The 14,340-nt window shown below is 64.3% G+C and carries 15 protein-coding genes; 4 read left to right on the top strand and 11 right to left on the bottom strand.

Going from position 1 to position 14,340, the window contains the following annotated elements; translation table 11 throughout:
• Positions 1 to 11: 11 nt before the first annotated feature.
• The 8 genes from ACTJLB_RS03090 to flgB form a co-directional block, all read right to left on the bottom strand.
• On the bottom strand, positions 12 to 1,193 hold the full coding sequence (locus tag ACTJLB_RS03090) for a flagellar basal body P-ring protein FlgI (RefSeq protein WP_027776978.1): 1,182 nt from the start codon (positions 1,191 to 1,193) through the stop codon (positions 12 to 14).
• Positions 1,194 to 1,195: 2 nt separating this feature from the next.
• Entirely contained in the window at positions 1,196 to 1,894 is a 699-nt protein-coding gene (gene flgH, locus ACTJLB_RS03085; RefSeq protein WP_027776977.1) for a flagellar basal body L-ring protein FlgH, read from the bottom strand.
• A 49-nt stretch (positions 1,895 to 1,943) separates the two neighbouring features.
• Entirely contained in the window at positions 1,944 to 2,732 is a 789-nt protein-coding gene (gene flgG, locus ACTJLB_RS03080; RefSeq protein ID WP_102636020.1) for a flagellar basal-body rod protein FlgG, read from the bottom strand.
• Positions 2,733 to 2,833: 101 nt separating this feature from the next.
• Positions 2,834 to 3,592, bottom strand: a complete 759-nt coding sequence (gene flgF / locus ACTJLB_RS03075; RefSeq protein WP_020070750.1) for a flagellar basal-body rod protein FlgF — start codon at positions 3,590 to 3,592, stop codon at positions 2,834 to 2,836.
• Between the two features lie 20 nt (positions 3,593 to 3,612).
• Positions 3,613 to 5,121 carry a flagellar hook-basal body complex protein gene (locus ACTJLB_RS03070; RefSeq protein WP_440782447.1) on the bottom strand — a complete coding sequence of 503 codons (1,509 nt, stop codon included), beginning with the start codon at positions 5,119 to 5,121 and terminating at the stop codon, positions 3,613 to 3,615.
• Positions 5,122 to 5,163: 42 nt separating this feature from the next.
• On the bottom strand, positions 5,164 to 5,895 hold the full coding sequence (gene flgD / locus ACTJLB_RS03065) for a flagellar hook assembly protein FlgD (RefSeq protein WP_440782446.1): 732 nt from the start codon (positions 5,893 to 5,895) through the stop codon (positions 5,164 to 5,166).
• Positions 5,896 to 5,906: 11 nt separating this feature from the next.
• Positions 5,907 to 6,332, bottom strand: a complete 426-nt coding sequence (flgC, locus tag ACTJLB_RS03060) for a flagellar basal body rod protein FlgC (protein ID WP_027805057.1) — start codon at positions 6,330 to 6,332, stop codon at positions 5,907 to 5,909.
• Between the two features lie 102 nt (positions 6,333 to 6,434).
• Positions 6,435 to 6,926 carry a flagellar basal body rod protein FlgB gene (flgB, locus tag ACTJLB_RS03055; protein ID WP_027776972.1) on the bottom strand — a complete coding sequence of 164 codons (492 nt, stop codon included), beginning with the start codon at positions 6,924 to 6,926 and terminating at the stop codon, positions 6,435 to 6,437.
• Between the two features lie 216 nt (positions 6,927 to 7,142).
• Between flgB and flgA the strand changes: the two genes are divergently transcribed.
• The 4 genes from flgA to ACTJLB_RS03035 all read left to right on the top strand — a co-directional run bounded on the left by flgA (position 7,143) and on the right by ACTJLB_RS03035 (position 10,609).
• Positions 7,143 to 8,720: a flagellar basal body P-ring formation chaperone FlgA gene (gene flgA / locus ACTJLB_RS03050; protein ID WP_440782445.1), complete on the top strand. Its 1,578-nt coding sequence runs from the start codon at positions 7,143 to 7,145 to the stop codon at positions 8,718 to 8,720.
• Between the two features lie 153 nt (positions 8,721 to 8,873).
• Positions 8,874 to 9,227, top strand: coding sequence for a flagellar biosynthesis anti-sigma factor FlgM (gene flgM, locus ACTJLB_RS03045; protein ID WP_440782444.1), 354 nt, complete (start codon positions 8,874 to 8,876; stop codon positions 9,225 to 9,227).
• 94 nt (positions 9,228 to 9,321) lie between these two features.
• The gene (locus ACTJLB_RS03040; RefSeq protein WP_440782443.1) at positions 9,322 to 9,768 is read left to right on the top strand and encodes a flagella synthesis protein FlgN; all 447 of its coding nucleotides are present in this window, start codon (positions 9,322 to 9,324) and stop codon (positions 9,766 to 9,768) included.
• A gap of 430 nt (positions 9,769 to 10,198) precedes the next feature.
• Complete coding sequence (locus ACTJLB_RS03035; protein ID WP_027776967.1) at positions 10,199 to 10,609, top strand: type II toxin-antitoxin system HicB family antitoxin; 411 nt, start codon at positions 10,199 to 10,201, stop codon at positions 10,607 to 10,609.
• A 72-nt stretch (positions 10,610 to 10,681) separates the two neighbouring features.
• Here ACTJLB_RS03035 and ACTJLB_RS03030 read toward each other — a convergent pair whose 3' ends face one another.
• From ACTJLB_RS03030 to flhF, 3 genes are read right to left on the bottom strand one after another with little or no spacing between them, the layout of a single operon-like run.
• On the bottom strand, positions 10,682 to 11,416 hold the full coding sequence (locus tag ACTJLB_RS03030) for an RNA polymerase sigma factor FliA (RefSeq protein ID WP_020070741.1): 735 nt from the start codon (positions 11,414 to 11,416) through the stop codon (positions 10,682 to 10,684).
• A 28-nt stretch (positions 11,417 to 11,444) separates the two neighbouring features.
• Positions 11,445 to 12,314 carry a MinD/ParA family ATP-binding protein gene (locus tag ACTJLB_RS03025; RefSeq protein ID WP_440782442.1) on the bottom strand — a complete coding sequence of 290 codons (870 nt, stop codon included), beginning with the start codon at positions 12,312 to 12,314 and terminating at the stop codon, positions 11,445 to 11,447.
• A complete protein-coding gene (gene flhF, locus ACTJLB_RS03020) occupies positions 12,307 to 14,298 on the bottom strand; it encodes a flagellar biosynthesis protein FlhF (RefSeq protein ID WP_440782441.1) in 1,992 nt (663 codons plus the stop codon). Before flhF ends, ACTJLB_RS03025 begins: the two co-directional genes overlap by 8 nt.
• Between the last annotated feature and the right edge of the window lie 42 nt (positions 14,299 to 14,340).

Below are 14,340 nucleotides of genomic sequence, written 5' to 3'. Positions count from 1 at the left end.
TGCTGTCGTCCTTAGATGATTTCCAGGTCGGCGCGCAAAGAGCCCGCCGCTTTCATGGCCTGCAGGATCGACATCAGATCCGCGGGCGTCGCACCCAATGCGTTGAGCGCCTTCACCACGTCGGCGAGGTTCGCGCCGGCGGTTACGAGCTTCAGCGCGCCGTTGTCCTGCTTCACCTGAATCTGCGACTGCTTCGCCACGACCGTCTGGCCGTTCGAGAATGCGCCCGGCTGGCTCACCACCGGCTGCGTATTGATCACGACCGACAGGTTGCCGTGCGCGACCGCGCAGTTCTGCAGCGTGACCATCTGGTTCATCACGATCGAGCCGGTGCGCGCGTTCAGGATCACCTTCGCTGCGGCCTGCGCCGGCTTCACGTCGAGATTCTGCAGTTGCGCCATGAAGGCGACCTGCTGTTCGGGATCGGTCGGCGCGCGCAATTGAATCGTGCGGCCGTCGAGCGCCGTGGCCGTACCGCCGCCGAACGCGTTGTTCACTGCCGCCACCACGCGCTGCGTCGTGTCGTAGTCCATTTCGTTCAGGTCGAGCTGCATCGTGCCGGCTTGCGACACCGACGTCGGCACCGAGCGTTCGACGATCGCGCCGCCGGCAATACGGCCGGCAGCAAGCGTATTGACCTGTACCTTGCTGCCGTTGGCGCTCGCGCCAGCGCCGCCAACGGCGAGATTGCCCTGGCCGAGTGCGTACACCTGGCCGTCCGCGCCCTTGAGCGGCGTGAGCAGAAGCGTGCCGCCGCGCAGGCTCTTCGCATTGCCGAGCGAGGACACGGTCACGTCGATCTGTTCACCGGGGCGTGCGAACGGCGGCAGTACCGCCGTCACCATCACCGCGGCAACGTTCTTCAACTGAACGTTCGACAGCGACGATTGCGAGTTGCTCGAACCGGCGGCCTGGTTGTTGATCGAGATGCCCAGGTTCGCCAGCATGTTGGCGAGCGTCTGCGTGGTGAACGGGGTCTGCGTGGTCTGGTCGCCCGTGCCGTCGAGACCGACGACGAGGCCGTAGCCGATCAGCGGATTGTCACGAACGCCCTGGATCTGCACGAGATCCTTCAGGCGCTCGGCGTGCGCGGGCGTCGCCGCCGGCAGCGCCGCGCAGGCGAGCGCGACGAAAGCCAGCGCCCGGCCGATGCGGCCGGCTCGCGCGAGAAAGCGGAAAGAAACAGTACCCATGATCACCACGGCGACACGTTGAGGAAGAAGCGTTGCAGCCAGCCCATGTTTTCCGCCTCGTCGAGATAGCCTTTTGCCGAATACTCGATCTTTGCGTCGGCCACCTGCGTGGAGTACACGGCATTCAGACTGGAGATCGTGTTCGGATTCACCACGCCCGAGAAGCGCACGAACTCGTTGCCCTGATTGATGAGCATCTGCTTTTCACCGCTTACCATCAGGTTGCCGTTCGGCAGTACACCGGTCACCGTCACGGTGATCGTGCCGTTGAATGTGTTCGACGCGTTGGCGCCGCCGGTGCCGCTGAACACGTTCGCACCCTTGGCGCTCAGACTCGCCCTGCCGAACAGTCCGGCAAGGAAGCCCGCCGTCGGCACCGCCAGGTTGGTACTGCCCGAGCGATTTGCATTGGCACCCGAGGACTTCGTCGCGTTGACGTTTTCCTGGATGACGATGGTCAGGATGTCGCCGACATTTCGCGGACGCTGATCTTCGAACAACGGCCGGCCCGCGTAACCCGGGTTGTAGATCGAGCCGGGCGACTGCGCTTGCGGCGGCATCGGCGGCAGCGCCGTCATCGGCTGCTGCGTGATCGGCTGCTTCGGCACGAGGCCGCAACCGCCGAGCGCCACGAGCAGCGTGAGCTGCGCGAGCGCGACGGCAGTACGCGAATGAACCGGATTACGAGTGAAGTGCGACATCTTGATTACCGCCTGATTTACAGCCTGTTAATTACCCGTGACTTCAGCGTCAGACTTGCATCTGGCTGAGCGTCTGCAGCATCTGGTCGGACGTCGTCACGGCCTTGCTGTTGATTTCGTAAGCACGTTGCGTCTGGATCATGTTCACCAGTTCCTGCACCACGTTCACGTTCGATGCTTCGACGTAGCCCTGATTGAGCGTGCCCGCGCCGTTCAGGCCAGGCTGTGCAACGTTAGGCGCACCCGACGACGCCGTTTCCGCGAACAGGTTCTCGCCCTTCGCATCCAGACCGGCCGGGTTGATGAAGGTCGCGATCTGCATCGAGCCGAGCTGCTGGCTGTTGGTCGAGCCGGCGACGGTAATCGACACCACGCCGTCGCTGCCGATGGTGAGCGAAGTCGCGTTGTTCGGCACCGTGATGGCCGGGATCACCTGATAGCCGCTCGACGTCACGAGCTGGCCCTGCGCGTTGGTCTGGAACGAGCCGTCGCGCGTATAGGCGGTCGTGCCGTCGGGCATCTGCACCTGGAAAAAGCCCTGGCCGTTAATGGCGACGTCTTTCGAATTGCCGGTCTGCTGCAGGTTGCCCTGCGTGTACAGACGCTCGGTGGCCACCTGTTGCACGCCGGTGCCGAGCTGGATGCCCGACGGCAATTCCGTTTGCTGCGTCGAGTTCGCGCCCGGCTGGCGGACGGTCTGATACAGCAGATCCTCGAACACTGCGCGCGATCCCTTGAAGCCGTTGGTGCTGACGTTCGCGAGGTTGTTCGAGATGACGTCCATCTGCGCCTGTTGCGCATTCATGCCGGTGGCGGCGATATAAAGCGAGCGATTCATATTCCTTCTCCTATGTCGACCGGAGTGCCTCCGGTTCCATGCAAGGCACTGACTCTGGTCCCATGCAACATGGTGGCGGGCCGGCACGAGCCGGCGGCCTGTTAGCTAAAGCTGAGCAACTGGTTAGCCGACTGATCGTTCTTGTCGGCGCTTTCCAGCAGCTTGGTCTGCATCTGGAACTGGCGCGCGTTCGTGATCATCGAGACCATCGCGCTGACCGGATTCACGTTGCTCCCTTCGAGCGATGCAGGCGCGACCGTCACGGCCGGGTCGGCGTCGGCGGGATTGCCGTCGGCGGTGCGAAAGAGGCCGTCGTCGCCGCGCGTCATGGTTTTCGGATCCGGGTTGACCAGCTTCAGCTGATCGACCGTCACCACGGCGGTCGGCGGATCACCCGGTGTGAGCGCCGACACGGTGCCGTCCCGACCGATGGTGATCTGCGCACCCGGCGGCACCGAGACCGGCCCGCCGTTGCCGAGCACCACCTGGTTCGTGGCGTTCACCAGCTGGCCGTTCTGGTCGATGTGCAGATTGCCTGCGCGCGTGTAGGCCTCGCCGCCGTCAGTGGTCTGCACCGACAGCCAGCCCGGACCTTCGATAGCGACATCGAGAGGATTGCCCGTCTGCTGGATCGGGCCGGGCGTGTAGTCCGCGCCCGGCGTCGACGACAGCACGAAAGTGCGCGTGGTGTTGTCGTTGATCGAACTGCCGTCGCCGAACGCCATCGGCACGGCGCGGAAAGTCGCCAACTGCGCGCGAAAACCAGTGGTCGATGCGTTCGCGAGATTGTTCGCAACGATTGCCTGCTGTTCGAGCGCTTGCGTGCTGCCCGACATCGCGGTGTAGATCAGCCGATCCATGATGGGTCCGTCCTGCTCGCTTACAGGTTGATGAGCGTCTGGTCGACGGTCTGCTGCGTCTTGATCGTCTGCGCGTTCGCCTGATAGTTGCGTTGCGCGGTGATCAGGTCCACGAGCTGGCTCGTCAGATCGACGTTCGAGTTTTCCACGGCGCCGCCTTGCAGCACGCCGTGATTGGTCGAGCCCGGCGCCGAAATCTGCGCGGCGCCCGATGCGTCGGTCTGCTGGAACTCGTTATTGCCGAGGTTCACGAGACCGTTCTGGTTCGCGAAGTTCGCGAGCGCGATCTGGCCGAGCGCGGCCGTCTGCTGGTTCGAATAGTTGCCGGTCAGCGTGCCGTCGGCGCCGATGCTGAAGCTCGTCAGCGTGCCGGCCGGGAAGCCGTCGGGCTGCAGCGAATTCACGCCGTTCTTGCCGCCGTACTGCGTGGTGCCGCCGATATTCAGCGTCAGTTTCTGAGGCGTCGCCGAACCGTCGGTAGTCGGCACCGAGAAGTTGAAGACGAACGGCGTGGCAGTCGCCGCGCCGGAAGCGTCGGTCGTGCCGAGCAGCGTGCCCGACGAGTTGAAGTTCGCATGGCCGACGAGCGACGCCGTGCCGGTCGAGACGCCGGCATACACGTCCCACGTGCCGGCGGCCGTCTTGGCAAAATACATGTTGACCGTCTGCGAGCCGCCGAGCGTGTCGTACACCGTGGTGCTCGTCGAGTAGTTGTACGTCGTCGAGCTGTTCTGGTTGAACGCCACGGGAGTCGGCGTGACGCTATAGCTGTCGCCCGTCGCCGGCACGCCGTTGAACGTGATCGTCTGGCCGTTGCCGAGCGAAATCGGCGAGCCGGCCGTGTACGTGCCGGTCGTCGACGTGCCGAGCGTCGTGTCGGTCACCGTGTATGCCGTCGCGCTGGTGAACGAGACGGTGTAGTTGTCCTTGTTGGTCCCCGACGCCGTGTTGGTGATCGTCGCGCCGGTCGTGCTGAGCGTACCGGTGTTGGTGCCTCCTGCGGTGACGGTCGGCGTGCCGAGCATCAGCGGGTCCTGCGCATTCAGGTTCAGGCCAGCTGCGATGTTGGTCGTCGCCTTGGGCGCGATGTTCGCGGTCGGCACGCTAAGCGGCACGGTCTGCGCGGTATTGATGATGCCCGAGCTGTTGGCCGCGTAGCCCATCAGTTGCAGGCCTTGCGAGTTCGTAATGAAGCCGTTCTTGTCCAGCTGGAACACGCCGTTACGCGAGTACACGAGCGAACCGTTGTTCGACAGCTGGAAAAAGCCGTTGCCGTTGATGGCGACGTCGAGTGCCTGGTTCGTGCTGGTGATCGTGCCTTGCGAGAACTGCTGCTGCACCTGGGCGAGCTTGGTGCCGATACCGACCTGGTTGCCGACAGCCGTCGCCACCGAATTGGCGTACATGTCGGCGAATTGCGCCGCGCCGCTCTTGAAGCCAACCGTATTCGCGTTGGCAATGTTGTTGCCGATCACGTCGAGATCGCTCGACGATGCGGACAAACCACTCAAACCTTGTTGGTAACCCATGACGGTCTCCCTGTCTGGAAAGTCGTAACTGACTGAATCGAATTAGAGGATCGCGGCCACGCCCGTCAGCCCGACAGTCGAGCCGTTCGAGAGCACGAGGCCCGGCGTACCGTTGTTCTGCATGACGACGCTTTGCACCGTTGCGCCTGTGAGCGTGGTGGCCGTCGCTTGCTGGCCGTTGATCGTGCCGACCGCGCTGATCGTGTACGTGCCGTCGGGCAGCGCATTGCCGGCCGAGTCGGTCGGCGTCCAGCCCACCGGAATCGTGCCCGCCGACTGCTTGCCGAGGTCGATCGTGTTGACGATCTGGCCTGCCGAGTTCTTCACGACCACCTGCAGGTCGCTCACCGAGTTCGCGAGTTGCACGCCGAACGCGCCGGCCTTGCCGCTCGCGACCGACACCGAATTGCCCGGCGCGAGCACGGTCGAGCCGATCAGCAGCGCCGCTTGCGACTGCTGGCCCGCCGACATCTGCGTCGCGAGCGAGCTCAACGTCGTGTTCAACTGGCTGATGCCCGACACGGTGTTGATCTGGGCGAGCTGCGAGGTCATCTGCGAGCTGTCCATCGGATTGGTCGGATCCTGGTTCTTCAACTGCGCGACGAGCAGGCTCAAAAAGGTGTTTTGCAGATCGGTCGCCGAAGTGCCCGACGTGCCCGATGTGCCGCCCGTCGAACTGCTCGAGCCCGAGGCACTGTTCGTGCCGTTCATCGTATCGAGCAGCGTTTGCGACACGGTCGTGCCGTTGTTGCCGATGGTGGTGCCAGTAGTCAAGGGGGCTCTCCTCAGGTTCCGATCGTGAGCGTTTTCAGCATCAGGGTCTTGGCGGTGTTCAGGGTCTCGACGTTGGCCTGGTACGAGCGCGACGCCGAAATCATGTTCACCATTTCCTGCACCGGGTCGACGTTGGGCAGCGTCACATAGCCGTCAGCGTTGGCCGCCGGGTTGCCGGGGTCGTAGGCGGTTTTCATCGGCGTCGGGTCGTCGACCACGCCGGTGACCTGCACGCCGCCAACCTGCTGGCCGGAGCCGCTGCGCGCGCCGCCGAGCGGTGCAACGCCGAACACGACCTGCTTGGCCTTGTACGGCTGGCCGTCCGGGCCGGTGGTGCTGTCCGCGTTGGCGAGATTCGACGCCGTCACGTTGAGCCGTTGCGACTGCGCGGACATCGCGGAGCCTGCAACACCAAATATGTTCATCAAAGAAGGCATGTTTGCTGACCTTTCCCGCCGGTTCGAACCGGCTTCAAGTTAGTTCCCGTAGCGATTGTTCTTGCGTACTGCGTGTTTCTTTGCGTGCAGACCGTTACCCGGTTACGAGCCCGACTGGATCGCCGACAACATCGCCTTGATCTGGCTCGACAGCATCGTCATGCCAGATTCGAAGTGCAGCGTGTTGTCCGCGAACTGAACGCGCTCGGTGTCGATATCGACCGTGTTGCCGTCGAGCGCGGGCTGCGTCGGAACGCGGTATTGCAGGTTGCCGTAGTCGTCGGGCCTGCCGCCCGCCGGGCTCAGCGTCGATTTGCCGGACATGTGGCCCGGCGTGGTCGACGCCATCGACATTCCGCTCGTCACGCCGGCCGGCTGCGCCATCGGCAGCGTCGCGGTGTTCGACGCCGTATGCGCGGCCACACCGGTCTTTTTCAGCGCGCCCGCGAGCGACGACGCGAAGTCGACGTCGCGCGCCTTGTAGCCGGGCGTGTCGGCATTGGCGATATTCGACGACAGGAGCTCCTGGCGATAAGCGCGCACATCGAGCGCTTCACGTCCAAAGGCGAATTCGGCATCGAGTTTGTCCAGCATAAGAATCTCCGGAGAACGGTCCCGAGGCTTCCCGTGCGCCTCGCGTGAGGACCGCATCAGACGGGAAGACCTTTTTGCATGAGGTGCATCTTATGGGCCGAGTGCAAGCAGCAATCGGACGAATAACCGGGAAAGGGGGCTTCTATTCAACGTTTGCGCAAAGGGGGCTCTCAATAGAATGCAAGGCGTACCAAATGCATTCGATGGAGAACCGCAATGGACCAGCACACTTTCGATCCGACGCACCGCGCGCAACGCGCGGCGGCGCATCGCCTGTGTGCGGCTGCGCTGCGCGTCGCCGCGCGGCTCCTGTTGAGTTCGTCGCTGGGCGTGCCTAGTGCCGGCGCCGCCATGCTTTGCGCGCCTGCCGCCGCCATGTTGATCGCCAATGCCGCGCACGCCGGCGAGGCGGACGGTCCCATCGTGATTGCCGGTCCAAACGAAAAGGACCCAGCGGCACTGACCGAGCTTGCCGAGCATATGCAGGCAACGCCCGCGAAACGCGCCGGCTCTGCGGCGACCCTCGCCGCCGCCACCGCGCAATCGCTGACGCGCGGTTCGACTACGCGCGACGCCGATCCCTTCAGCCGCGCCGCCAACGCAAGCGGCTCGATCGTCATTGCGGGCTCGGGCGAAGCGCCGGCCGCGCCGCAAATGATCCGCACCAGTTTCAAGCCCGACGCGAACGGCGTCGTGACCATTCCTGCGCCGGGCCGTGCGGGTTCTGCCGCGATGAACGGAACCAACGCAACGAGCGCAGCCAGCGTCGATGAGATGCCGGCCTCCCGCCGTGTCGTTCCGGTCGTCGTGACACCGGCGCCGCAAGCGAACGGCGTGCGTCAGGCCGCCGGCGTTCAGTCGGTGGCGGCCAACGCGCCGACCAGCGCGGCGGCCAGCGCGACGGGTCGTGCAGCGGCTGCGGCGTCGCAAGCGTTGGGAGCATCGGCAACCGACTCGTTCGACACGCTCGCTTCGCGTGGCGAGCCGCCCCAACTCGGCGCGGACGGCAAGCTCATCCCGGCGCGTTCGAACGCGCCCGCCAATTCAACTCGTGCCGCTGCGGCGTCGCCGACGGCGCGCGTGGCCGCGACGCGGCCCATCGCGGCAGCGCCGGCACCCGCACAGCAGAATCAGCGTGCAGCAGCGCCAGCGCAGCCCGAGCCGCTGCCCGGCCAGCAAGACCCGGAAGCGATCCGCGCGACCGCGCTCGCGTTCCTGCAGCAGCAGTCGGCCGGATTGCCGGGGAAAGTGGACATCACCGTCGCACCCGCGTTTCCACGCGGTCTTGCGGCCTGCATGGTGCTGGAGCCGTTCATGCCCAGCGGCGCCCGCCTGTGGGGCCGCGTAACTGTCGGCGTGCGTTGCGCGGGCCAGCGTCCGTGGACCATCTATCTGCAGGCGCGCATCTCGCTGCACGCCACCTACTACCTCGCCGGCCGCGCGATGTCGCCAGGCGAGGTGCTGACGGCCGCCGACCTCGTCGCGCGCGAGGGCGATCTGACGGGCTTACCGCAAGCCATCGTGACGGACCCGTCGCAAGCGGTCGGCTCTGTCACGTTGACACGCGTTTCCGCAGGCATGCCGCTGCGCCGCGATATGCTCAAGAGTGCGTCGGCGGTGTCGATCGGACAAACGGTGCGCGTGGTCGCCGCCGGTGAAGGATTCGCGATTTCGTCGGAAGGCAGCGCGATGAACAATGCGTCGCCGGGTCAGCAGGTCCGCGTGAAGACGCCCAATGGTCAGGTTATCTCGGGCATCGTCAAGGACGGCGCGACCGTGGAGATTCAACTGTGAGCCGCGGGCCGTCCGGGCTGGCGGCCGGTCCGCATGCGTGCGCCGTTTCAGGGCCGGATCGTATTGACAGACAAGGGAAAAGCAGCAGCGATTGCGCTAAAGTTTTGATCGACGCCTGCCGTTATCAGGATCAAATCGTTCAGGAAGCCAATCGTGAAAGTCGATTCCAAAACCAATTCGAATCTGCCGACGTTGAAAGACGGCGTGTCCCGCTCGCAACAAAGCGACGCGGCGACGGCCCACACCGGCGCGCAGACCGCGAGCACGGCCTCGCAAGCCACTCCCAGCAGTTCGGGCGACGCCAGCGTCAGCCTGTCGGGCCTGTCGCAACACCTGCGCAGCCTCGCGGCGTCCGGGTCGGCCGACATCGATACGGCGCATGTCGAGTCGATCAAGCAAGCCATCAAGGACGGCACGCTGCAAATCGACTCGGGCAAGATCGCCGACGGCGTGCTGAGCACCGCACGCGAACTGTTGCAAAGCAAAACCCCGTCGACCGGCAATTAATCGACGCATCGAAGTACGGTGAATGGCCGGGCGGCGTTCGACAAACCCGACTCGCGGATCATCCGCGAGCCGTCGTTTTCAGCGAGTTGTTGAGATGAAAGACGCCCTGCTTGCCACCCTCATCGAAGAGTATTCCGCCGTCGAGGCGTTTGCCTCCGTTTTGACGCTGGAGACCAAGGCATTGACCGCCTTGTCGCCGGTCGAACTGCTGCCGCCGGTCATCGACAAGAAAACCGAACTGATCGGCGAGCTCGCGCAGCTCGAAATCCGCCGCGACGAACTGCTCGCCGGCATGGGTTTTCCGGCCGGTTGGGCCGGCATGGAACTCGCGGCTAGTACAGACGAGCGGCTCGCCGCACAGTGGTCGCTGCTGCAAAAAGCCGCCGAGCGAGCGCGGCGCTTCAATACGAGCAACGGCGAACTGATTCGCGTGCGCATGGACTACAACCAGCGGGCGCTCACGGCGTTGCAGGTGGCGTTGCCGCAAAAGGCCAACTTCTATGGCCCGGACGGACGCATTCCGGCGCGCGCAGCGGTGTGATGCCGGATGACGCTGGCGCTCAGCTTCAGCGTCTCCTGCTCGCTACTGTGAATCGGCTTATCGCGATGCGGGCCTCGCATTGTTTTGAGGTGTTCGACACCAACGCCTGACTCGCCCGCAACTTCATGACGCCCGGCTAGCTCGGCGCAGCAATGCCGTCGACTCAAGCAGCCTCGCGTGAACAGAAGGGTTCGTCGTCTCGACGAGCCCTTTTTGTTTTCTGCCTCCTCGCCCTGCTCTTTCCGCCTGCCGCAGCCATTCGGCCAGGTGGCGCGAATCCGTCGCGCACGATCAAATCTCCTCTTTCCTAACGAAGTTTTTCCGTGCTAGCAGGCGTGCCGACGCATCGCGGCGAGCGGAAGCTAACTTCATCTAGCGAGAGTGTGTAATCGTGTGTATGATTCGAGGAGTGCAATATGAACAGACTGAAATGAAAAATCTGATCTTCCCGATCGCAATCGAGGCGGGCGACGCACAGCACGCGTTCGGCGTCGTCGTGCCGGATATTCCGGGCTGTCACTCGGCGGGAGATTCGCTGGAAGAAGCTTACGCGAACGCAAAAGAAGCGATCGAGGCGCATCTGGATACGCTGCTCGACGAAGGCTTGCCGATTCCCGAAAGGCTGACGCTAGACGAGCATCGGCGTAATCCGGACTACGCGGGTTTCACGTGGGGTTTCGTGACAACCCGGAATATTCCCGCGCTGAAGAAGGCGGTACGCATCAACATTTCGTTACCCGAAGCGCTGGTGCATGAAATCGACGAATACGCGCAGGCGCGTGGCATGTCGCGTTCCGCTTTTCTCGCGCTCGCGGCCGAGCATGAAATGGCGGACGCATGACGGAAGGCGCGAGTAACGCCCTCGCTTTACAACTCAGTGCCCCGCTGAGCGCCAGCTCACGAGGCAAGCCGCTCAGGTTGCCTCGGCGTTCGCCCACGCCATCTCGCGCAAGCGCGTGCGCAAACGCGCTACCGCCTGGCTGTGCAACTGACACACGCGCGACTCGCTGACTTCCATCACCGCGCCGATTTCACGCAGGTTCATGCCGCGCTCGTAGTAGAGCGACATCAGCAACTTCTCGCGTTCCGGCAAGCGGTCGATCGCCTCGACCAGCGCCGAGCGCAGACTGTCGTCGAGCAGTGCGGAAAGCGGGTCCGAGTGATCGACACAGTAGCGGTCGAGAAACGGCTCGTCGTCTGCAGAGCGGTCGAAGTCTTCGTAGTAGATCAACTGGCTTCCGTGCAGATCCTGCAACATCGACTGATACTCGTCGAGTGGCATGTCCAGGTGTTCGGCAATCTCGGTTTCGCTCGCCGAGCGGCCCAGATTCTGCTCCACCTTGTGCACGGCCGTCTCCACTTCTCGCGACGTGCGTCGCAAGCTACGCGGCAACCAGTCGTTGCTGCGCAGTTCGTCCAGCATCGCGCCGCGAATCCGCTGGCTCGCGTAGGTTTCGAACTGCGCGCCCTGATCTTCCTTGTAGCGACTCGCGGCATCCAGCAAGCCAATCATGCCGGCCTGAATCAGATCGTCGAGATCGACGCTGGCCGGCATTTTTGCAACGAGCTGCAAGCCGAGTCGACGCACCAGCGGTGCGTACTTCGTCAAAACATCGGCTTGGGAAATCTTTCCCTGAGCGTTATACATCGTGCTCCCCTTGTCCTTGTGCCGCCTCTCAGGCGTGCTGCGCAGACGGTTGGTCGGCGTGTTGCGCCGCTGTAACTGCCGCAGGCGCCATCCATGGCGTTTGCGACGACATCGCTGGCCGCATCGGCCAGTACTGCAATTCGGCTGCGAGGTGGCGGAAGTCCCGCGCTGCCGGTGTCGACGGAAATGCGTCGACGACACAACGCGACAACTCCTCGGCTCGCGCCATCCGCGGATCCGCGGCAATGCAACCGGCGTCTTCCAGCGCCACCGCGAGGTAACGCCCGGCCACGCCGGCCAGATTTGCAAAAGCAGTGCGCGCGTCTTCCACGCTCTGCACGTGGTTCACCAGCACGCGGAACTGCGCGATGGCGTGCGCGTAGTGCAGGCGCTTCATGCACGCATACGCGTCGGTGATCGCCTGTGCGGCCATGCGCGTGACGATCATCACGTCATGAGCCTGCATCGCGAGCGCCGAAAGGTGGCCTTGCTGATCCAGTTGCGCGTCGATCAGGACGATGTCGGCCGAACCGTGCAGCACCACGCCGAACTGCGCCGCGCTAAAGCCTTCGCGATGCGCACGTGAGGCGGCGAGCACCGAGAAGCCGAGCGCGTGGCGCAAAGCGGCTTCGTCGAGCGTCATCTCGCCGCGCATCACGGCGGCAAAGTTGCCCGCGCCGCGCACACTGCCGAGCATCGCGCTCACTGACTTGTCGCCCACGCACTCGTCGATCACGAGTACATCCTTGCCCTGCTGCGCGAGCGCCACCGCAAGGTTCATCACTGTCGCCGTACAGCCGGCGCCAAGTGAGCCGCCCGTCACCGCAATCACGCGCGAGCCGCTCCGCGCGAGAAGGCGCCGCAGTCCTTCTGCCTGATCGGAGACGAGCTTATCCAAAGCGGACCTCGTGCAATTCGGCCGTCGAGCGCGCGGACAACGCGGACAACAATGCCGGAACATCGTCGTCATGCGGCACGAATGGCGAGTGATCGCGCGGAATGCAGAACGCGCTCTTGATCAGAAAACGTTTTGTCGCGACGTACAGGTTCTCCGGCACTTTCTGACCGGTCGACACGTAGTGCACCGGCAGCTTGTAGCGGATCACCGTATCGAGCACGCCGCCCAGGTTGGTCGCCTCGTCGAGCTTGGTCAGAATGCAGCCGGCGAGCGGCTGTTGATCCGGTCCGCGCTGATAGGCCTGCACCACTTCATTGAGTGTGTCGCCGTGGCTCGTTGCGTTGAGCAGCAACAGGCGCTGCACGGGCTGGCCCGCACGGCTCAGCATCGCGATCTGCTCGGAAACAAGGCGATCGCGCTGGCTCATACCGATCGTGTCGATCAGCACAATGTGCTTGTTGCGCAGTTCGGAGAGTGCGAGTTGCAGGTCGGCGCTGTCTTTCACCGCGTGAACCGACACGCCGAGAATCTTGCCGAAGATGCGCAGTTGTTCATGGCCGCCGATCCGGTAACTGTCGGTGGTGAGCAGCGCCACTTTGCTGGCGCCAAAACGCATCACACAGCGCGCCGCGAGTTTTGCGGTGGTCGTCGTCTTGCCGACGCCCGTCGGGCCCATCAGCGCAAAGACGCCGCCGCGTTCCATCAACGTGTCTTCGTCTTCCATGACCGGCAGGTTCGATGCGAGCACCGAGCGCACCCAGTCCATGCCGTCGTCCATGTTATCGACTTCGTCGGGCAGGTTTGCGACCATCATCTGCACGAGCTGCGCGGAAAAGCCCGCAGCGAAGAGATGTTTGGTGAGCGACGCGTGCGCCGGATTCCGGCGCTGACGATCGCCCCACATGAGTCCGGCGAACTGTTCCTCCATCATGCCGCGCATCGAAGAAAGCTCGTTCATCACGGTTTCTTTGACGACCTGCTCCATGCGCGCCTTGATCGCTTCAGCGACAGCAGCAGGCGTGCGCGAGTCGTCGGTCGGCGGCAGCGTGGTCGGTGCGGCCTTCTGCGCGGCGCGCCGTGCGGCGACCTGCGCGGCTTCGCGAGCCCAATCTGGCGTGTTGTCTTCCTGCGACGCGGCAGCCTTGCCCGGTTCCACGGCAGCGCCAAGACCCTTGGCCATCGCGGCGGCCGGCGTCATCGCGCCCGGACGTGCGGTGTATTCGCTTTGCGGCTCGTGGTCAGCGGCGATGCGCCGGGCGTGATCGATCAGCCAGGGATTCGATTCGGCCATCGTACGCGGCGCGTGGAGGTCCGAGGCCGGTGCTGTAGAGCCGGACGGCACGCCGGCGGCCTTCAGCAGATCGGCGCGAATGTCTTCGTTCAAACGAGCAACGGCTGCGCGTGCGCTCGGCTGTCCGACGTGAATCTGTTGCGGTTGCGGCGCCGACGCGGGCTTCGTGGCCATGGCCGGGGCACCCGGCAATGCGGTCTTGCGCGAGTCGGCCTGGCCGGCCGACGCCTTGGCTGCGTTCATCGCGGCACTCATGGCGGCGCTCGGAACGACCTTCGCAGCGGGCTGTGCATCGTGACTCGCGGCCAGCGCCGCGTCGGCGAAGCTGCCCGTCGTTTCAGTACCGGCTTCCGGGCTCGCGCCGAACACCGACGAGAACACGTCCGGCATGCCGCTCGCGTACGGATTCACCTGTATCGGCTGCGTGGCGGACATTGCGCGCGGCGCATTCAGCGCACCCGGCGCGGGCTGCGCAGCCGCTGCATTCGTCGATGCGAATTGCGCTGAGCTCGCGTCTGCGCGCGGAGCCTTCGGCGTGATTGCCGCGAGGTCGCTGTCGGCCAGGGCGACGATTTCGACGCTGCCGTCGTCCATCGTTCGATTGGACAGCACGACCGCGTCGGCACCCAGCGCTTCGCGCACGAGACGCAGTGCGTCGCGACTGGTAGCACCGATAAATTTACGAATGTTCAAGCTGGACCCCCGATGAGGTATACGGACTGACGGACCGGCAAC

It is taken from the genome of Paraburkholderia sp. 22098, assembly GCF_052045935.1.
GTDB classification, from domain to species: Bacteria; Pseudomonadota; Gammaproteobacteria; order Burkholderiales; family Burkholderiaceae; genus Paraburkholderia; species Paraburkholderia caledonica.
This window is presented reverse-complemented; position numbering and strand designations above follow the sequence as displayed.

Coding starts and splice junctions, on each gene's coding strand:
- ACTJLB_RS03090 (WP_027776978.1), bottom strand. CDS start 1,193: ATGGGTACTGTTTCTTTCCGCTTTCTCGCGCGAGCCGGCCGCATCGGC.
- ACTJLB_RS03030 (WP_020070741.1), bottom strand. CDS start 11,416: ATGTATAACGCTCAGGGAAAGATTTCCCAAGCCGATGTTTTGACGAAG.
- flgF (WP_020070750.1), bottom strand. CDS start 3,592: ATGGATCGGCTGATCTACACCGCGATGTCGGGCAGCACGCAAGCGCTC.
- ACTJLB_RS03070 (WP_440782447.1), bottom strand. CDS start 5,121: ATGGGTTACCAACAAGGTTTGAGTGGTTTGTCCGCATCGTCGAGCGAT.
- flgC (WP_027805057.1), bottom strand. CDS start 6,332: ATGCCTTCTTTGATGAACATATTTGGTGTTGCAGGCTCCGCGATGTCC.
- flgA (WP_440782445.1), top strand. CDS start 7,143: ATGGACCAGCACACTTTCGATCCGACGCACCGCGCGCAACGCGCGGCG.
- flgB (WP_027776972.1), bottom strand. CDS start 6,926: ATGCTGGACAAACTCGATGCCGAATTCGCCTTTGGACGTGAAGCGCTC.
- ACTJLB_RS03040 (WP_440782443.1), top strand. CDS start 9,322: ATGAAAGACGCCCTGCTTGCCACCCTCATCGAAGAGTATTCCGCCGTC.
- ACTJLB_RS03035 (WP_027776967.1), top strand. CDS start 10,199: ATGAAAAATCTGATCTTCCCGATCGCAATCGAGGCGGGCGACGCACAG.
- flgG (WP_102636020.1), bottom strand. CDS start 2,732: ATGAATCGCTCGCTTTATATCGCCGCCACCGGCATGAATGCGCAACAG.
- flgH (WP_027776977.1), bottom strand. CDS start 1,894: ATGTCGCACTTCACTCGTAATCCGGTTCATTCGCGTACTGCCGTCGCG.